We start from the raw sequence: 18,984 nt of genomic DNA, 5'->3' as shown, positions 1-18,984 counted from the left end.
ATGACACGTCGCAGTCTGCTCGGTGCATCGGTACTGGCCGCCGTCGGCGCCGCGACCGGATGCAGCAGCTCGACCACGCAGACCTCCAGCGGCGGCGGTACGACGGGGACGCTCGACTGGTGGGACCACTTCAGTTCGTTCAAGCACCTCAACGACGACTGGGCCAAGCAGCAGTCCGGGGCGTTGCAGGCGAACATCGCGCACACGTACTACGACGCGTCGAAGGCGACGCAGGCGTTCCAGCTCGCGCATCAGGCGAACAAGATGCCGGACGTCTACTCGAACGTGATCGGCCTCCCGTTGCCCGCCCTGGTGAGCGGCAAATGGGTGCACGAGGTCACGATTCCGGCCGACGTCCAGGCGAAGCTGCCGAAGGACGCGTTCACCGAGGGCATCTGCAAGCTGGAGGGGAAGCTGTACGGGTTCCCGATGTTCAGCTTCCGGCAGAGCTCGACGCTGGTATGGGCGAACAAGGACCACTGGTCGAAGGCGGGGCTCGACCCGGGCAACCTGCCGACCGACTACGCGGCGTTCAAGGACGCGCTGGGCAAGCTGAAGTCGGCCGGGATCCAGCCGTTGACGTTGGCGATGGGCGCGGACGGCGGCCGGATCCGCGACCAGGTGGACGACCTCGCGCAGGCGGCCGGCTTCCCCGGATACCAGGGTCTGCAGTTCACCACCGGGACGTACGCGTACGACCACGACGCCTACGTGACCGTGATCGAGTACCTGAAGGACCTGAACGACAACAAGCTGATCATGCCCGGGTCGAACAACTTCGGCGTCGTCGACGCCCGTACCCGGTACGCGTCCGGGGCGGTCGGGACGTTCATCGACGGCATCTGGTGCGCCGGCGGATCGAAGGCGCTCGCGCCACCGATCGTCGACAAGCTCGCGTCCGGGCAGATCCTGGTCCCGACGTCCGGGGCCGATCCGTGGTGCTACCGCGGCCGGCCGGCGGCGACGTACTTCGTGTCCGCCGACAGCAAGAACCCGGACGCGGCCGGGAAGCTGATCGCGTCGTTCATGTCCGAGGACTACCAGAAGGGCATGATCGAGGCGATGGACCAGCCGCCGCTGAACCTGGACCTGGTCGCGGCGTCGAGCGCGGTCGACGCGTACAAGAAGGGCGTCGAGTTCTGCAAGAAGAACGTGTATCTGATGCCCCAGGCAATCGTGAAGAACCCTGCCCAGGCACGCGTCGACGCATTCCGCAAGCCGGTCACGCCGCACGTCGGCAACATCGTCCAGGGGTACCTCGGCGGCTCGATCAACGACCTCAAGGCCGAGTTGAAGAAGCTCAGCGACGCGACGACCGCCGACCGCGCGCAGGCCCTGCAGAAGGCCAAGGCCGCCGGCGCCAAGGTCTCCGAGGATGACTACGTATTCACCGATTGGGAGCCCGGACAGGACTACGGAGCCGCCAAGTGAGCGCCCGTACGGCGATCGTCACCGGCGCCGCCTCACCCCGCGGAATCGGCCGCGCCACCGCACTCCTCCTCGCCGAACAGGGCTGGCACATCGGCGTCCTCGACCTCGACGCACCCGGCGGACAGGCCCTCGCCACCGAGATCACGTCGACGTACGACGTCACCGCGCACGCCGTCGCGGCCGACGTGTCGAACGAGACGGCCGTCCGTACGGCGATCGACGAACTCGAGGCCGCCCTGCCGCCACTCGCGGCGCTGGCCAACATCGCCGGCGTCAGCTCCCCCGTCCCGTACCTCGAGCTCACCTCCGACGAGTGGCACCGGGTGATCAACATCAACCTGAACGGCGTCCACTACGTCACCCGCCGCGTCGCCGAATCCCTGGTCCGCAACGGCTACGGCCGGATCGTCAGCATCTCCTCCACCTCGGCCCAACGCGGCGGCGGCACCTACAGCAAGACGCCGTACTCCGTGGCCAAAGCCGGCATCATCGGCCTCACTCGCGCCCTCGCCCGCGAACTGGGCCCCCACAACATCACCGTCAATGCCATCGCCCCCGGCCCCATCGACACCGACATCATGGGCGGCCCTCTCACCCCCGAACGCCGCACCGCCCTCACCGCCGACCTCGTCGTCAACCGCGTCGGCCAACCCCACGACATCGCCACCGCAACAGCCTTCCTCCTCTCCGACCACACCGCCTACATCACCGGCCAAACCCTCAACGTCGACGGCGGGCTCTACATGCACTGAGTCAGCTGTGATTGCGTTCGATGGTGTCGAGGAGCCAGGTGAGGGGGGTGTCGAAGTCGTCGGGTTGGGCGGCGAAGCCGTGGCTCAGGAGCGGGGCCAGGTGGGGGTGGTCGCCGCTTTCGGCGCGTTCGGTGAGGTAGGTGTTGACGGTGGCCGTCCAGGTGTGGGCGACGGTCGGGTCGGGGGGTACGGCGCGGCGTTGGGCGGCGAGGCGGGTGACGTAGCCGACGGTGTAGTCGTTGACGGCTCGGGCGATGGTCCAGGCCTCTTCGGGGGTGACGCCGAGGGGGGCGACGGCGCGGATCCACTCGTCGAGGACGCGGAGGGTGTTGGGGCCGAGCTGGATGCGGTCGACCATCAGTTCGATGGACCAGGGGTGGGCGAGGCCTTGGTCCCGCGTCCGGTGGGCGATCGCCTCCAGAGCGCCGCGCCAGTCCGCGGGGAGGCCGTCGCCGAGGACGCTTTCGGCGGCGAGGTGGTCGAACATCAGGTCGAGAAGGTCGTCCTTGCTCGACACGTGGCCGTACAGGCTCATCGGGCGGACGCCGAGCTCGGCGGCGACGCTGCGGATCGAGACGGCATCGAGCCCGTCGCGGTCGGCGATCGCGACACCGGTGCGGACGATGGACTCTCGGCTGAGCGTACGGCGGCGCGGCTGGCGGTCGTTGCGTGCCCAGACCGGGCCTACCGCTTGAGCGCCGTCGTCCGCCATGTCGGGCATCGTACGACCCCAGGTGCTACGGGCGCGGCGGCGGTACGGGGTACCCGCCTGCGTACGCGTCGAACTCGGCGGCGTCCGACTGTTTCTTCTCGCCGAGGAAGGACAGTACGCCGATCACGACCACGACGACCGCGATCGCGACGTACAGCCACTGCCGGTCGACGCCCCCGCGCAGGTTGATCGTCCGGACCGTCGCGACCGCGAGGATCCACACCAGCGACAACGGCATCAGCCGCTTCCAGCCGAAGTGCATGAACTGGTCGTACCGCAGCCGCGGCAGCGTCCCGCGCAGCCAGATGAAGAGGAACAGGAACAGCAGCACCTTGCCCATGAACCACAGGACAGGCCAGTAGCCGCTGTTCGCCCCGTCCCAGAAGCTGATCGGCCACGGGGCATGCCATCCACCGAGGTACAGCGTCGTCGCCATCGCCGCCACCGTCCCCATGTTCACGTACTCGGCGAGGAAGAACAGCATGAACTTCGCCGCCGAGTACTCGGTGTGGAACCCGCCGACCAGTTCCCCCTCCGCCTCCGGCAGGTCGAACGGCGCCCGGTTGGTCTCGCCGACCATCGAGATCACGTAGATCACGAACGACGGCGCGAGGATGAGGCCGTACCAGAGGTGCGACTGCGCCGCGACGATCTCCGACGTCGACATCGACCCGGCGTACAGGAACACCGCGACGAACGAGAGCCCCATCGAGACCTCGTACGAGATCATCTGCGCGCTCGACCGCAGCCCGCCGAGCAGCGAGTACGTCGACCCGGACGACCAGCCGCCGAGGACGATCCCGTAGATGCCGACCGACGCCATCGCGAGCACGAAGATCACCGCGACCGGCATATCCGTCAGCTGCAACGGCGTCCTGATATCACTCCACGGCAGCGTCACAGCCGGCCCGAACGGCACCACCGCCCAGGTCATGAACGCCGGCACCACCACGATCACCGGGGCGAGCACGAAGATCACCTTGTCGGCGGTCTTCGGGATCAGGTCCTCCTTCAGGATCAGCTTCATCCCGTCGGCCAGCGACTGCAGCAACCCGAACGGCCCGTTCACACTCGGCCCGATCCGCTGCTGCATCCGCGCCACCACCCGCCGCTCCGCCCAGATGCTGAACAACGCCAGCACCATCAGAATCACGAAGATCACCACAGCCTTGCCCAGCAACACCCACCAGACGTCATGACCGAACCCCGCCACCCCGGACATGCCAGACCACCTCGCGACTCGATTCCACTAACAGATACGGTGTATCAGTAAAGCGAAGCGGGTCGCAAGTGTTCAGTCGGTCGGCCAGGGCCGGTGGTGGTGGTCGAGGTGGGCGGACAGGGCCAGGGCGGTCAGGTCTTGGTGGTGGGGTACGGCGAGTTGGGCGCCGATCGGGAGGCCCGTGGTGGAGAAGCCGGCGTTGACGGTGGTGGCGGGGTGGTGGGACATGTTGTACGGGACGGTGAAGGCGATGTGTTCGAAGGGCTTGGCGGGGTCGTCGGTCGGGTAGGCGAGTTCGGCGGGGAACGCGGTGATCGGGGCGACCGGCGACAGGATCACGTCGTACGTCGTGAAGACCTTCGTGACAGCCGAGGCCATCGCGGACATCTGGGTGTAGCCGTGGAAGACATCGGCGGCGGTGAGGTCCGTGGCGGTCGAGACCCAGGAGCGGATCTGGGGCAGGACCTTGGCGCGGCGTTCCTCGGGGAGGGCGGCGATGTCGGTGGCGGAGCGGATCCGCCAGAAGCGGTCCAGGCCGTCGAGCATCTCGCGGGTGATGATCGGCGAGATCGGTTCGACGATCGCGCCGGCGTGTTCGAGGGACGCGGCCATGGCTGAGACCGCGGCGGCCACCTCCGGGTCGACAGGTAGGCCGACGCCGGCGTCGAGCAGCAACGCGACCCGCAACCCCTTCAGTTGTACGTCGAACACGTCGGACGGCACGGGCAGCGACGTGTGGTCCCGCGGGTCGTACCCCTGCATCACCGTCAACGCGAGCGCCGCGTCCCCCGCGGTCCGCGTCAACGGCCCGATCGCGCGCCCGGCGTACGGGTTACCGACCGCGATCCGTCCGTGCGTCGGCTTCAGCCCGACCAGCCCGCACCACCCGGCCGGCAGCCGGATCGACCCGCCGATGTCGGTCCCGACGTGGATCGGCCCGTACCCCGCCGCGCCCGCGGCCGCCGCCCCGGCGCTCGATCCGCCGGCCGTTTTCGTCAGGTCCCACGGGTTCCGCGTCAGCCGGTGGAACGTCGACACCCCGGACGACAACATCCCGTACTCCGGCATCGTCGTCTTGCTGAAGATCACCGCCCCGGCTGCACGCAGCCGCGCCGCCGCGGGCGCGTCCTCGAGAGCAGGCACCAACGGTGTCGCCGCGGTCCCTTGCGGTACGGGCGTGCCCCGGGTGGCGATGTTCTCCTTGACCGTGACCGGTACGCCGTCCAGCGGGCCCGCCGTACCGTCCCGCCAGCGGCGCTCCGACTCCTGCGCCGCCGCCCGCGCGCCGACCGGATCCAGCGCGTAGAGCGCGCACACCCGGGGCTCGGCCGACGCGACGCGATCGAGGACGTCGGAGATGACCTCGACAGGTGACAGCGAGCCGTCGCGGTACTTCGCCAGGAGTTCGACAGCGGTCAGGTCGGCGAGACTCATACAACCTCCTAGTTGGGTGGTTCGAAGCGGCCGTCGACCGCGGTCCAGCCGCCGTCGACCGCGAGGACGCTCCCGGTCACGAAGCTCGCCGCGTTCGAGGCGAGGTAGACGACCGCGCCCGCGAGTTCGTGCGGCTGGGCCCAGCGGCCGAGCGCGCCCTTCCGCGCGTACGCGTCGTACCAGCCCTGGTCGGCCTTGATCTGCGCGGTCAGCGGGGTCTCGACGACGCCGGGCGCGATCGCGTTCGCGCGGACGCCGGACGGGCCGAGCTCGGCGGCGGCGGTCCGGAGTAGTTGCACGAGGCCCGCTTTCGTTGCCGCGTACACCGATTGGCCCGGCTCGACCGTCGTACCGCGGATCGAGCTGAAGCCGATGATGCTGCCGCTGCCCCGGTCCGCCATCCCGCGGCCGAAGGCGCGCACCAGCTGGAAGGAGGCCCGCAGGTTGAGCGCGACAACCCGGTCGAACTCGTCGGCGGTGTAGTCGAGGATCCGCTTGCGGACGTTCGTCGCGGCGGTGAACACCAGGACGTCGACGGGATCCAGCTCCCCAGACGCCCGCTCGACGGCCGCATCGTCGAGCACATCCAACGCGTACGCCGTCATCCCGCAGGCGCCGTAGGCGGCCGTTTCCTGGGCGGCAGCCATGTCGCGGTCGGCGCAGGTGACGCGCGCGCCGTGGGCGAAGAGGGCCAGGGCGCTTGCCCGGCCGATGCCGCTGCCGGCTCCGATCACCACAGCGTGCTTGCCGTCGAGCCGGAAGAGCTTCGCGTAGTCCATCAGTTCACCTCACGGGCGCGGGCGGATTATCGCCATCCGGGTCGTGGTCAGTTCCTCGATCGCGAACCGCGGGCCTTCCCGGCCGGTGCCGGAGTCCTTCACCCCGCCGTACGGCATCACGTCGGACCGGAAGCCGGGGACGTCGTTGATCACCACTCCCCCGACCTCGAGCCGGTCGATCGCGGCGAACGCGGTGTCCAGCGACGCCGTGAAAACACTTGCCTGCAGCCCGTACCGGGTTTCGTTCACGGCCCGCAGCGCACTGTCCACATCGGGCACCGACCGGACCGCGATCACCGGCCCGAAGATCTCCTCGTCCCACGCCGGCAGACCATCCGGTACGTCGGTCAGCACGATCGGCCCGAGCAGCTCACCAGGAGCCTCGTAAGCGATCGAGGCCCCCGCGTGCACCGCATCGTCGACCCATTGCCGCACCCGCTCGGTCGAGGCCGGGTCGATCAACGCGGACACCCGCGTCTCAGGATCCCGCGGATCGCCGACCACCACGCCGGGAAGCCGCGCGCCCAGTCTCTCCAGCAATTCGGAGCGCACCGATGCGACCGCGATCACGCGCTGCACCGAGATGCACGCCTGGCCGGACGCGTAGTACCCGCCGCGCACGATCGCGTCCGCGGCCGCGTCCAGATCGGCGTCGTCGGCAACGACCAGCGCGGAGTTCGACCCGAGTTCGAGCAGTACCTTGGTCGGCGCCGCGTCCCGCGCGATCCGGTGCCCGACCGCGGCCGATCCGGTGAACGACACGGCACCGATCCGCGGGTCGGTGGTGAGCGTCGCCCCGACGTCCGGCCCACCCGTGACGACCTGGAGCGCGGCCGAAGGCGCCCCGGCGTCGGACAACGCCGAGCGCATCAAGTGCGTCAGCCAGAGCGTGGCGAGCGGCGTCTGCGGTGCGGGCTTCACGATGATCGGGCAGCCGGCCGCGAACGCCGGCGCGATCTTGTGGGCCGCGAGCAGCAACGGGTAGTTGAACCCGGTGATCCCGACCACGACGCCGATCGGCTTCCGCACCCAGAACCCCTGCAAACCTTCGCCGCTCGGCAACAGGTCGAGCGGCACGGTCTCCCCGTGCAGCCGCGCGACCTCCTCGGCCGACGTCTCCAGCGTGAGCAGCGTCCGGTCGATCTCCACCCGGCAGTCGACCAGCGGCTTCCCGGTCTCCAGCACCAGCAGCTCCACGAACGCGTCCCGCTCGGCAAGAACGGCCGAATGCACGCCCTGCAGGACTTTCCGGCGCAGGTACGACGGCATCCGGCCGACCGTTTCCCGGACGGCGAGCGCGTTCTCGAGCGCGGCCCGCGCCAGCTCGACGTCGCCGATCGGGGCGTCCGCGACCGGCGTACCGTCGTACGGGAAGATCACCGGGGCGGCGGCCGGTGCCTCGATCCACGACTCGCCGATCGGCAAGCCGGCGGGGAACTTCATGCTGGATCTCCCTTCGCGAGCAGGTCGGACGTGGTCGCGCCGGACAGCGCGCGCTGCAAGGTCGGGATCGCCGAGACCAGGCGCTGGGTGTACGGATGCTGCGGGGCGGCGTACACGTCCGCGGTGTAACCGGTCTCGACGATCTGGCCGGCGTTCATCACCGCGACCCGGTCGCAGACGTGCTTGACCACGGACAGGTCGTGCGAGACGAACACCAGCGTGAGGTCGAGTTCGTCGACCAGGTCCGAGATCAGGTTCAGCACCTGGGCGCGGACCGAGACATCGAGCGCGCTGACCGGCTCGTCGGCGATCAGGATCCGCGGGCGCGGGGCGAGCGCGCGGGCGATCGAGATGCGCTGGCGCTGACCGCCGGAGAACTGGTGCGGGTACCGGTCGCCGGCGTCGGCGGACAGGCCGACGGCTTCGAGCAGCTCACGGACCCGCTGGCCGGACGCCGGATGGCCTTGTACGACAAGGGGTTCCGCGATGATGTCGCGGACCCGCATCCGCGGATCGAGCGAGCTCATCGGGTCCTGGAAGACGAGCTGCAGGTTCTCCCGAAGCGGTCGCAGCCGGCGCTCCGGAAGGTGGGTGATGTCGGTGCCCTCGACGAAGACGTGGCCGGAGGTGGCGCGGTCGAGGGCGGCGATGATCCGCAGCAGGGTGGACTTGCCGCAGCCCGACTCCCCCACGATGCCGAAGCGTTCTCCCGGCTTGACCTCCAGGCTGACCCCGCGGAGCGCGTGGACGACAGGGGCTGGTCTGACCAGTGACGTCCGCGGCCGGGGGTAGTCGCGCACCACATCCACGACCTGGATCGCGTTCTCAGACATCGGCGACCTCCACCGGGTGATGGCAGGCGAACCCTCGCGTCTCCGACCCCGACCACAACGGCGTCTCCTCGCACAGCGCGGTCGCGTGGGCGCACCGGGTCCGGAAGACGCAGCCAGACGGGAATTTGCCGGCCGCTGGGACGTTGCCGGGGATCGTGGTCAGCCGCCGCTCGTTGGTCTCGAGGTCGGACGCCGCGAGCAGCCCTTCGGTGTACCGGTGCCGGGGCCGCGTGAACACCTCTTCGACGGGGCCCGACTCCACGACGCGGCCGCCGTACATCACGAGCACCCGTTCGCAGACCGTCGCGACGACGGCGAGGTCGTGGGTGATGAAGAGCAGCGCGGACGACCGGTCGACCACGCCCCGGACGATCAGGTCGAGGACGAGCGCCTGCACCGTCACGTCGAGGGCGGTCGTCGGCTCGTCGCAGATCAGCAACGCCGGATCGTTGGCGAGGGCAAGCGCCAGCACAACTCGTTGCCGTTGGCCCCCTGACAGCTGGTGCGGGTACGCGCGGATCGTTTCCCCAGGCAACTGCACGCGTTCGAGCAACTCGACGGCGGCGGCGCGAGCCGCCGGTTTGGCCAACGTCTTGTGGATCAGCATCGCCTCGGTGAGCTGGTCACCGATCCGCATCGTCGGGTTCAGCGCGGTCATCGGCTCCTGGAACACCATCGCGATGTCCCGGCCGCGGACCCGCGACATCCGGCGTTCGTCCGCGCCGACCAGTTCGTGGTCGACCCCGTCCAGCCGCACCGAACCGGCGGCCCGGACGTCCTCCGGCAGCAGCCCGAGGATGCTCAACGCGGTCAGCGACTTGCCCGACCCGGACTCCCCGATCAGCCCGACCCGCTCCCCCGCGCCGACCGTCAGGTCCACGTCCGCCACGAGCTCCGTGTCGCGCACCGACACCGACAACCCGCGCACCGTCAGTACGTCGTTCATCGCCGGTCCTCCAGCTTCGGATCGAACCGGTCGCGCAGACCGTCGCCCAACAGGTTGAACCCGAGCACCGCGATCGCGATCGCCACCCCCGGGAAGATCGCCAGCCGCGGCGCGCTGAACAGGAACTCCTGGCTCTCCTGCAGCATCCGCCCCCACGACGGTGTCGGCGGCGGCGTGCCGTACCCGAGGAACGACAGCGCGGCCTCGGCCAGTACGGCGATCGCGAACGACACCGACGCCTGCACCGTGATCAGGCTGGTCACGTTCGGCAGCACATGCCGTACGGCGATCGGCCATGGCCGGCGCCCTGCCGCGCGCGCCGCGAGCACGTACTCGGTCCGCATCACCTGCAGCGCCCCGCTCCGGATCACCCGCGCGAAGCTCGGCACCGAAGCGATGCCGATGGCAACCATCGCGGTCAGCGTACTGGACCCGAACACCGCGCCGAACATGATTGCCAGCAGCAACGCCGGGAACGCGAGCAGCAGGTCGTTGCCGCGCATCACCAGCTCGGCGGCCCACCGCCGCGTCATCGCCGCCAGGATCCCGAGCGGTACGCCGATCACCGCCGCCACGCCGACCGCGACGACGCCGACGAACAACGTCGTCCGGGACCCGACCATGATCTGGCTGAGCACGTCCCGGCCGAACTTGTCGGTGCCGAACCAGTGCGACCAGGACGGCGTCAGCAACCGCGACGCCGGGGTCACCAGGGTCGCGTCGTACGGCGTCCAGAGGAACGAGACGAGCGCCGTCGCCACGATCACGCCGACGATCACGGCGCCCGCGATCAGGCTCGGGTTGCGGCGCCTCATGCCGTCCTCAGCCGCGGGTCGAGGGCGACGTACAGGACGTCCACCAGGAAGTTGACGAGGAGCACCGCGACGACCAGGACCATCACGACGTCCTGGACGAGCAGCAGGTCGCGGTTGGAGACGCCGTCCAGCAGCAGACTGCCCAGGCCTGGTATGACGAAGACACGTTCGACGACGACTGCTCCGATCAGAAGAGTCGCCAACTGGAGGCCCAGGACTGTCACGACAGGTACCGCGGCGTTGCGCAGGCCGTGTCTCCACAACGCCTGGAACGGGCGCAGGCCCTTGGCGCGGGCCGTACGCAGGTAGTCCTCGCGGAGAACGTCCAGGACGGCGCTGCGAACGTAGCGGGTGAGGACGGCGCCTTGGACCAGGCCCAGCGACAGGGCGGGCAGGACGAGTTGTCTGAGGAACATCGCGGGATCCTGCGCCGGTGGGGTCCAGCCGTTCGCGGGCAGCCAGCCGAGCTTCACCGCGAACACCACGATCAGCAGGATGCCGGCCAGGAACGCCGGGACCGCGACCCCGATCTGCGAGAGCGCGGACAACGCCAGCCCGGAGAGCTGCCGATGCCGGGCGGCCATCACGGTCCCGGCCGGTACGGCGACCAGCAGCGCGACGATCATCCCGGCCACGACCAGCCAGAGCGTCACCTGCAGCCGGTCGAACACCTGCGGCCCGATCGCCGCCTTCGACACGTACGACGTCCCGAGGTCACCGTGCAGCAGCCCGCCGACCCAGTCGAAGTACTGCGTCGGCAGCGGGCGGTCGAGGCCGAACTGCTGCCGCAGCTCGGCCACTGCCGCGTCCGACGCGTTCACGCCGAGCGCGACCCGCGCCGGGTCGCCGGGCAGAATCGCCATGAACGCGAAGACCAGCACCGTGCTCACCGCGAGACTGACCAAGAACACGCCGGTGCGCTCGATCAGGCGGAGAATCATCGGCTCAGCTGGGACAGATCGAAGTTCTCGGTGATCGCGTTCGTCGGCAGTCCCTTGACGTCCTTGTCCGCGACCATCAGGTTCGGTAGCAGGAACAACCAGTCCCCCGCCGCCTGCTCGGACAGCCGCCGGGCCGCCTTCTTCATGTCCGCGACCTGCGTCGCCTCGTCGCCGGCGTCGGCCGCGGCCAGGTCGGCCTGCAGCGTCGGGTCGTCGTACCGGGTGTAGTACTTCGCGTTGAACACCGCGCCCAGGTCCCGCGGCTCGACGTGCGCGATGATCGACATGTCGTAGTCGGCGTTCTTGAACACCGTCGTCAGCCACGCGGCCGGGAACTCGAGTTGGTCGATCTGCACCTTCAGGCCGGCCTGCTCCAGGTCGCTCTTCACCACCTGACCGCAGGAGGTTGCATACGGCAACGTCGGGAGCCGGAGCCGGAGCGTCTGCCCGGCGGCGCCGGAGGCCTGCAGCAACGACTTCGCCTTGGCCAGGTCGTACGGCGCGATCCCGGTCAGGTCCTCGTACCACGGGTCGGTCGGCGGCACCATGCTGCCGATCAGCTTGCCGCGGCCGGCCCAGCAGGTGTCGAGCAGCGCCTTGTGGTCGATCGCCATCCGGATCGCCTGCCGGGTCCGGATGTCCTTGAACACCGGCCGGGAGTTGTTGAACGACAGCAGCACCTCGCCGTTCGTCGTGCCCTCGATCACCTGGTACTTCGCGTTGCTGGTGAACTGGCTCAGCGCTTCGGGCGCCTGCACCGTGCCGATCACGTTGATCGTGCTGGTCAGCAGCGCGTTGTTCAGCGCGGTCGCGTCCTTGAAGTACTTCAGCGTGATCTGCTGGAAGTACGGCTTGCTGCCCCAGTAGTCGTCGTTGCGGGCCAGCACGATCGAGTCGCCGCGGTTCCACTTCGAGAACTTGAACGGCCCGGTGCCGACCGGGTCGGTGGCCAGCGCGCTGACGCCGGTCTCGGAGAACATCGCGCCGATCCGGGTCGTCATCCGGAACAGCCAGTCGTTGCTCGGCTTGGCCAGAGTGACCTGCAACTGCGTCGGCGACACCGCCTTCGCCGCGGACACCACGTCCATCGCGCTCTTCAGCGAGATCGTCCACGCGGTCTTCACCCGGTTGATGCTGAACACCGCGTCGCTCGCGGTGAACTTCTTGCCATTCGTGAACTTCGCGTTGTCGACCAGGTCGAACGTGTACGTCTTGCGGTCCGCGGACACCTTCCACGACTTCGCCAGCGACGGCACGATCTTGCCGGAGACGTCCTGCTTGACCAGCGTCTCGTACACGTTCCCGAGCAGCACCTGCGGGATCGCGGCCCCGTCGGTGGTGGTGAAGTCCAGGCTGGCCGGCTCCGCGACCAGTCCGATCGACAGGTTCTGCCCGCCACCCGCCGAGCTGCCGCCGGACGACGTACCGGATCCGGCCGAGCACGCGGTCACGGAGAGTAGAGCCGCGGAGGCGAGCAGTGCGACCACTCGCATAGGGAACGACGTCACGTCTACTCCTCCAGTGCACCCAACTGGTCCGACCAGTGGACTAGGTCTCAATGGGCCACTAGGTTTGTCCCCTGCTCAGGTGCCTGTCAAGCGACTGGGGGTGTGCCGAATGCCGAAGTCTCCGCAGTTCCAGCCGGTGCAGCCCGTGCGCGCCTACCAACGGATCGTCGAACAGGTCGAGGACGCGCTGGCCCGCGGCGAGCTGACACCCGGTCAGCGGCTGCCGAGCGAGCGGGAACTGGTCACGCAGTTCGCTGTCAGCCGGTCGACGGTGCGCGAGGCACTGCGGGTGCTGGAGAGCAACGGAGTCGTCCGGTCCCGGCCCGGCGACCCGAACGGCCCGGAGATCCTGCCGTTCTCGCAGACCGCGCTGCGCAAGCAGGTGGCCCGGCTGGTCCGGGTCGACCAGCTGACCCTGAGCGAGCTGATCGGGTTCCGGATGATCATGGACGGCGCCGCGATCCAGGTCGCGTCCCGGCTGCGTACGCCTGAGCAGCTGGACGAGCTCGAGGCCACGCTGGTCGCGATGCGGGACGCGATCGACGTCGACTTCGACGCGTTCGGCGAGGCCGACCTCGCGTTCCACGAGCTGATCGCCCGGATCAGCCGGAACTCACTGATCCAAACCTGTAACGAGGTCGTCCGGGGCGTCGTCCTCGGGCTGATCGCGGACAAGATCGCACACGCGCCGAACGGCCGCGCGCTGATGCTGGAGTCGCTGCACCACCACGCCGAGGTGGTCGACGCGATCCGCACCGGCGACGGACACGCCGCCGCCCGGATCGCCCGGCAGAACATGTTCGACTACTACGCCGGCTACGTACCCGAGGCCGACCAGGAAACGCTGCTGGCCCTCATCGAGGACTGAGGCCGAACGACAGGAGGCAGTGGCGCCGAGCGCCTGCACGCCGAGCCCGCCCGCTCGAGGCGTGCGCCTGCATCCTGCCGTCCGGTACCGGTCCTCCTAGCTGTCGTGCTCGAGGATCCGGATCCGCGGGACCTTCAGCACCTTGCGGGCCTTCGTGGTCCAGTCGGAACACAGGAACCGGGCCGCGGTCTCCGGCCAGGCGACCACCACCACTTCCTGGCTGGCCGTCGACTTCACCATCTGCATCAGCGCCAGCAGCACCTCGCCGTGCGTGATGGAGACGTTCACCGGGTACCCACTGGCCGCCCGGAGCTGACGTGCGCTGTGCTCGATGACCGAGGCGAGATCGACCGCGGGATCGGCGAGCGTCGCCATTCGGGCCTGGGCCACCGGCGGCGGTCCGGTCCACGCCGACGGCGCGGTCGCGGAGCCGACCACGGACGCGGAGCCGGTCAGCCCGGCCACATCCGCGAACGTCGAACCCAGCAACGCCATCGGACCACTCGGGCCGGTCTCCGGATGACTGGAGATCAGCAAGTGGTAGTTGACGACTTCCTCGCGCCTCGCGTGCAGGGCGGCAACACGTCGCGCGTCGCCCTCGCTCATCTCCCGCTCGATGAGCACCACCACGTCGTACGTCATGCGTGGCTCCCTTCGCCAATTCCGTTGTACCCCTGGCCCGGAGCGCACCAAAGCATCGGACTCGCGTCCGTCACGGAATTGTCAAAATCCTCTCAGGCTGCTGCCAGACTCGCCCGAACGAAGGTGTGCGCGGCCGTCCGGCGCCAGCACCGCGAGCAGCCGCTGCGCGTCGATCAGCGCGACACCCGCATCGTCCAGCAGGCGCGGATGAAGCGCGTACACTTCCGCCCCCGGCCGGGTTTCCAGATCTCCGGTGAGCACGGCAACGAATTCCGCACCGGCCGCCGCGTCCTCGTCCCAGACCCGGTCCGGCTCCAGCCGCGCGGTCACCCGGCGCGCGAACGCGGCCAGCTCCTCCCCCCGCGGCCCGCCGGTACCCGACCACCGAGCCGTCCGCGCACCGGACCACGACCTCGTCGGTCCGCGCGGCCGCGTGCCAGCAGCAGATCTCCCACAGGCTGACCCGGTCGCCGGAGCCGTGCACCTCCTCCAGCGTCGCCGCCATCAGCCCGAGCTGACCGGCATACCGCGCCACGTTGTGGCCGTACCCGGCGGCGCTGAGGTTCACGTCGTACCAGCGCAGCTCCTTGGTGTGCAGGTCGACGCCGAACGGGAGCAGGATCTTCGCCGGCCCGGACAGGTCGAACCGGTCCTCGACGGCCGCCGGGTCGAACAGCCCGGACGGCTGTCGCAGCACTCCGGCGAACCCGCGCTCCAGCTCCTCGAACGGTACGTCGTTGTAGCTGAACACGACCGGCAGCAGGTACCGCCCGCCGACCCGGCGCACCGCCCGCAGGTCGATGTCGACGAACTCCGTCGAACCGCCCGGTCCCGGCGCGGACGTAAGGTCACCGGAGTGCACCAGCGCGTCCTCGTCGAACCGCAGCCGGGTGTAGTCGCACAGCCCGGCGAATCCCCAGTCGTCGTCGAACACCGCAACCGACAGATCGAGGTCCACCCGGCGACCGCGCGGCTCGACCCAGTGCAGGAACAGCCGCAGTAGCTCGTCCTGCGGGATCGGCATCGCGCTCCCCCGCGGCATCCGCAGCAGGCTCGCCGACGTACTACGCTCCGAGCCGGGCGCGGCCAGCCGGGTCAGCTCCTCGTCCAGGAACGCCCGCCGCCAGCGCGGCAGAACCGTTGCCCTTCGCAACATTTCGCCCGTGAGCACCGCGGACAGCTCGGTGGCCAGCGCGGCCGGCAACGGCTCCCGCTCGTCGACCGCGGTCCAGATCCGGGCGGTCCCGCCGCGCGGGAAGAACAGCCGCAGATCGCCCGGCGGCGTCCGGACCTGCCCGAGCGCGGCAGTGAGGACGACCGGCGAGACGTCCGAGACCGCGGTCGTCAGCGCCTCGACGAGCACGGCGTGCTGCTCCGGCGGCAAGGCCCGCGCCAGCTGGACCAGTCGCCGTACCAGCTCGCCGGGACGCTGCCGCAGCAGGTCGAGCGCCTGATCGGGCCGGCCGTACGCGAACCCGGCCTCGACCCGGGAGCCGAACGTGGTCAGCACGAGCCGCCCGTCCGCGAGCCGCACCAGCGGATGCCGCGACGCCTCGCCGGCCACCGCCCGCCCGGCCGCCGAGCCGAGATCCAGGTCGGTACGCCGCAGGATCGCGAACGCCAGCGCAGCCACCGGGAACCGGGTCGCGAACTCGAACGGATGCAGGTTCTCCCCGATCCGCTTCCAGGCGCGCTCGTGCCGGAGCATGTCCTCCACCAGCGTCTCCACCGGCATCCGGTCCAGCCGCTGCAGCAGCAGCCGCCGAGTTGCCCGCGGCAACGACTTCCGCCGGGCCGGCGGCGTCCGCAGCCCCGGATCCGCGTCCATCAGCGCATAACTCACCCGCAGTACGTCGGTGGCGGTGCCGGCGCGGTCGATGATCTCGGGCTCCGCGGCGAGGAAATGCGCGACCACGAGCGCCCGGGTCTCGCGCACGGGAATGTCGTCGGGCAGCCAGGCCGAGCTGGCGCCGTCCAGCAGGATCTTCAGGTCCGCGCGATCCGCGGCGGACAGCGGCGACCGCCGCGCCAGCAGCCGCTCGACCGTCTGGCGGACCGAGTCGGCCGTCGCCAGCGACAGCAGCCGCAGCCGGTCCGAGCGGACGTGCACCTCCGCGTCCTCCTCGATCGACGGTTGCAGGAACGGATCGTCCGGGTCGATGCGCTGCAGACAGAGCGGGCAGGCGCTGAAGTCGGAGCCGTCCCAGCAGGTCCGGCAGACCAGGTGCGCGCACGGCGAGACCGCGTGCACGGAATTGGTGTCGCCGCACAACACACACGGCTGCTCCGGCTCCTGCAGCAGCCGCGCGAAGACCCGGTTCACATAGAAGGTCTCGGTGTTGCCCGGCACGCTCTCCGGGAAGCCGCGGAACAACGGCGTGTGCTCGGTGTCGAACCCGGACTCCGCATCCAGCAGGTCCAGCATCGCGCCGCCGAATCCGGCCAGTGCGGGTGCCGACAGCGAAGCGCAGTACCGGTACAGGCCGACCGAGAGCAGCAGGCCGCGCTGGATCAGGTCCGCCTGCAACGCGGACAGCCCCGCCTGGATCGTCAACGGCCGCCGCAACCACTGCCAGGCGGAACGCCGTACCGGTGGCGTGAGCGCCGTGGCATCGACCAGCCGGCGTCGGCGCAACAGGACTGCGGCCGCTGGTTGGTCGGGCATACGTCATCTCCCCGTGGGCGTCCGGATGAAGGCGCCAGGGGCGGAGAGCGGACGCGCTACGTTGCCTGGTGAAGGAGAAGGAAGCACGTCCAGGAGCCGCCCCTGGCACTGAGAACGCTACCGGGTGCCACCGACAGTTTCCCTCCGGCAGGGGCCCCACAAAGAAGAGCTCCGGTGGCAGGGTCGGGGCCGCCCCGCCCAGACCCCGCCACCGGAGATCTCCAGAGTAGAACGTTCACCCAAATCTCGCTTCACCGGGTCCCCGATCTGACCAAGATTTGGCACTGATGCGCCGTAGGCCCGTCGATTTGCTCACAGTCAGGAGGTGTCAGACCACGGAATGTGGTTAACGTGCAAGGTATGACTGCTGGGGCGATCGAACGGGCGCGCTGGCGCGACGTCTTCGGGCACGCGGAGTTCCGGGCCCTCTTCCTGGCCGGCGTCCTGTCCGTCGCCGGCGACCAGATCGCCCGCGTCGCCCTCTCGGTCCGCGTCTTCGACCGCACCTCCTCGGCCGGCCTGACCGCCGTCACCTACGCCCTCACCTACATCCCCGACCTCGTCTTCGGCCCCCTCCTGTCCGGCATCGCCGACCGCTACCCCCGCCGCACCGTCATGCTCGTCACCGACCTCGCCCGCGCGATCCTCGTTGCAGCCATGGCAATCCACGCCCTCCCCCTGATCGCGGTCATCGCCCTCCTCATCGCCCTCCAGGCCTGCGGCTCCCCGTTCAACGCGGCGCGGGGCGCCATGCTGCCGTCGGTACTGCCCGGTGATCACTACGTGCTCGGGAAAGCCGCGAACGACATGGTGGCGCAGTTCAGCCAGGTGCTCGGCTTCGGTGTCGGCGGCGCCGTCGTGGTCGCGGTGGGTACGTCCGGCGGTCTGCTGCTCGACGCCGCGACCTTCGTACTGTCGGCGATCCTGATCTGGTTCGGCGTCCACGCGCGTCCCGTCCCGACGCCTGACACTGATGCGCCACCGGCGTCCTACCTGCGCGACCTCACGGACGGGGTTTCATTGGTTTTCCGTACGCCGAAGCTTCGCGCCCTGGTGATCCTGGCGACCGTTGCCGGGTTCTACGTGACCGTCGAAGGTCTCGCTGTCCCGTACGCACACGACATCGGACGAGGCACCACGACCGCCGGTCTTCTGCTGGCGGCCAGCCCAGCAGGCTGTGTGATCGGGATGTGGCTGATAACTCGCCTGGCGCCCGACCATCGGCTGGAACTGCTCGGCCCGCTGGCCGTCGCGGCGTGTCTGCCACTGGTGCTGTGCGCGCTCGCCCCGGGACCGGTCGCGACGTTCGGTCTCTGGCTGGTCTCCGGAGCCGCCTCGGCGTATCACCTGCCGACCAGTGCCGCCTTCGTACAGTCGGTGCCCGACCACCGGCGCGGCCAGGCGTTCGGCGTCGCCGGTACGGCGCTGAAAGGCAGCCAAGGCGCCGGAATTCTGCTCGCCGGCGGCCTCGCCGAATCGATCGGTGCGCCGTACGCACTCGCCGTCATGGGCATCGCGGGAACACTGCTGGCGGCCGCGGCGGGCGCCGCCTGGGCGCGCGCCCGCCGAATCGGTGACAGTTTCGCAGAATCACAGTAAGGTAAATATCTGCGACCACCTGGTTTATTCGGGCCGGAAGTGCTCCGAATTGTAAGAAGCAGGTAAAGATTTCCCGTTTGTCACCAGTCGTTGCCGTCGTCCGCGATGGTCGGGACGAACCAGTCGTTACCGCCCCGGAACCAGTCGTTCCCGCCGGTGAACCAGTCGTTGCCCCCGGTGAACCAGTCGTTGCCGCTGCCGTTGACGTGCGCATCCGTCTGCATGATTTCGACCCTTCTGAAGTGACCAAATAATGGAATGCCCGCACCCGCGGGTGACCTGACGTGAACAGGCCGTTACGATGGCAGTAGAACCGCTCAGGTCGACTTGCGTGTGAGGCTCATGATGATTCTGATCGGTCGGAGCAGTTGGGTGCCACCCCGACAATGGAAGC

17 protein-coding genes are annotated in these 18,984 nt (G+C 69.4%); 4 read left to right on the top strand and 13 right to left on the bottom strand.

Annotated elements, in window-relative coordinates; translation table 11 throughout:
• Both ACXJJ3_RS37115 and ACXJJ3_RS37110 read left to right on the top strand, forming a co-directional pair.
• Entirely contained in the window at positions 1-1,431 is a 1,431-nt protein-coding gene (locus tag ACXJJ3_RS37115) for an ABC transporter substrate-binding protein (protein WP_458166601.1), read from the top strand.
• On the top strand, positions 1,428-2,183 hold the full coding sequence (locus ACXJJ3_RS37110) for an SDR family NAD(P)-dependent oxidoreductase (RefSeq protein WP_458166600.1): 756 nt from the start codon (positions 1,428-1,430) through the stop codon (positions 2,181-2,183). Before ACXJJ3_RS37115 ends, ACXJJ3_RS37110 begins: the two co-directional genes overlap by 4 nt.
• A 1-nt stretch (position 2,184) precedes the next feature.
• Here the strand turns inward: ACXJJ3_RS37110 and ACXJJ3_RS37105 are convergent, their stop codons facing one another.
• From ACXJJ3_RS37105 to ACXJJ3_RS37060, 10 genes are all read right to left on the bottom strand, one after another.
• On the bottom strand, positions 2,185-2,895 hold the full coding sequence (locus tag ACXJJ3_RS37105; RefSeq protein ID WP_458166599.1) for a TetR/AcrR family transcriptional regulator: 711 nt from the start codon (positions 2,893-2,895) through the stop codon (positions 2,185-2,187).
• A gap of 25 nt (positions 2,896-2,920) precedes the next feature.
• Entirely contained in the window at positions 2,921-4,117 is a 1,197-nt protein-coding gene (gene nuoH, locus ACXJJ3_RS37100; RefSeq protein ID WP_458166598.1) for an NADH-quinone oxidoreductase subunit NuoH, read from the bottom strand.
• Positions 4,118-4,189: 72 nt separating this feature from the next.
• Entirely contained in the window at positions 4,190-5,551 is a 1,362-nt protein-coding gene (locus ACXJJ3_RS37095) for an amidase (protein WP_458166597.1), read from the bottom strand.
• Positions 5,552-5,559: 8 nt separating this feature from the next.
• The gene (locus ACXJJ3_RS37090; protein WP_458166596.1) at positions 5,560-6,330 is read right to left on the bottom strand and encodes an SDR family NAD(P)-dependent oxidoreductase; all 771 of its coding nucleotides are present in this window, start codon (positions 6,328-6,330) and stop codon (positions 5,560-5,562) included.
• 9 nt (positions 6,331-6,339) lie between these two features.
• Positions 6,340-7,773: an aldehyde dehydrogenase family protein gene (locus ACXJJ3_RS37085; protein WP_458166595.1), complete on the bottom strand. Its 1,434-nt coding sequence runs from the start codon at positions 7,771-7,773 to the stop codon at positions 6,340-6,342.
• On the bottom strand, positions 7,770-8,606 hold the full coding sequence (locus ACXJJ3_RS37080; protein ID WP_458166594.1) for an ATP-binding cassette domain-containing protein: 837 nt from the start codon (positions 8,604-8,606) through the stop codon (positions 7,770-7,772). Before ACXJJ3_RS37080 ends, ACXJJ3_RS37085 begins: the two co-directional genes overlap by 4 nt.
• Positions 8,599-9,552 carry an ABC transporter ATP-binding protein gene (locus ACXJJ3_RS37075; protein WP_458166593.1) on the bottom strand — a complete coding sequence of 318 codons (954 nt, stop codon included), beginning with the start codon at positions 9,550-9,552 and terminating at the stop codon, positions 8,599-8,601. The genes ACXJJ3_RS37080 and ACXJJ3_RS37075 overlap by 8 nt, the downstream gene beginning before the upstream one ends.
• Positions 9,549-10,367, bottom strand: a complete 819-nt coding sequence (locus ACXJJ3_RS37070; protein ID WP_458166592.1) for an ABC transporter permease — start codon at positions 10,365-10,367, stop codon at positions 9,549-9,551. Before ACXJJ3_RS37070 ends, ACXJJ3_RS37075 begins: the two co-directional genes overlap by 4 nt.
• On the bottom strand, positions 10,364-11,308 hold the full coding sequence (locus ACXJJ3_RS37065) for an ABC transporter permease (RefSeq protein WP_458166591.1): 945 nt from the start codon (positions 11,306-11,308) through the stop codon (positions 10,364-10,366). The genes ACXJJ3_RS37070 and ACXJJ3_RS37065 overlap by 4 nt, the downstream gene beginning before the upstream one ends.
• Positions 11,305-12,816 carry an ABC transporter substrate-binding protein gene (locus tag ACXJJ3_RS37060; RefSeq protein ID WP_458166590.1) on the bottom strand — a complete coding sequence of 504 codons (1,512 nt, stop codon included), beginning with the start codon at positions 12,814-12,816 and terminating at the stop codon, positions 11,305-11,307. The genes ACXJJ3_RS37065 and ACXJJ3_RS37060 overlap by 4 nt, the downstream gene beginning before the upstream one ends.
• Before the next feature lie 109 nt (positions 12,817-12,925).
• Here ACXJJ3_RS37060 and ACXJJ3_RS37055 point away from each other — a divergent pair, with 109 nt between their 5' ends.
• The gene (locus tag ACXJJ3_RS37055; protein ID WP_458166589.1) at positions 12,926-13,684 is read left to right on the top strand and encodes a FadR/GntR family transcriptional regulator; all 759 of its coding nucleotides are present in this window, start codon (positions 12,926-12,928) and stop codon (positions 13,682-13,684) included.
• A gap of 96 nt (positions 13,685-13,780) precedes the next feature.
• Here ACXJJ3_RS37055 and ACXJJ3_RS37050 read toward each other — a convergent pair whose 3' ends face one another.
• Positions 13,781-14,326 carry a hypothetical protein gene (locus ACXJJ3_RS37050; RefSeq protein ID WP_458166588.1) on the bottom strand — a complete coding sequence of 182 codons (546 nt, stop codon included), beginning with the start codon at positions 14,324-14,326 and terminating at the stop codon, positions 13,781-13,783.
• A 70-nt stretch (positions 14,327-14,396) separates the two neighbouring features.
• Positions 14,397-16,991 carry an MXAN_6230/SCO0854 family RING domain-containing protein gene (locus ACXJJ3_RS37045; protein WP_458166587.1) on the bottom strand — a complete coding sequence of 865 codons (2,595 nt, stop codon included), beginning with the start codon at positions 16,989-16,991 and terminating at the stop codon, positions 14,397-14,399.
• 360 nt (positions 16,992-17,351) lie between these two features.
• On the opposite strand from ACXJJ3_RS37045, the gene ACXJJ3_RS37040 reads away from it, so the two are divergent.
• The gene (locus tag ACXJJ3_RS37040) at positions 17,352-18,590 is read left to right on the top strand and encodes an MFS transporter (RefSeq protein ID WP_458166586.1); all 1,239 of its coding nucleotides are present in this window, start codon (positions 17,352-17,354) and stop codon (positions 18,588-18,590) included.
• Positions 18,591-18,670: 80 nt separating this feature from the next.
• On the opposite strand, the gene ACXJJ3_RS37035 is transcribed toward ACXJJ3_RS37040, so the two are convergent.
• On the bottom strand, positions 18,671-18,814 hold the full coding sequence (locus ACXJJ3_RS37035) for a hypothetical protein (protein WP_458166585.1): 144 nt from the start codon (positions 18,812-18,814) through the stop codon (positions 18,671-18,673).
• Positions 18,815-18,984 lie beyond the last annotated feature (170 nt).

The sequence above is a fragment of the Kribbella sp. WER1 genome (assembly GCF_054189145.1).
Note: the sequence above shows the minus strand (reverse complement) of the source record. Positions and strands in the feature narration are given on the sequence as shown.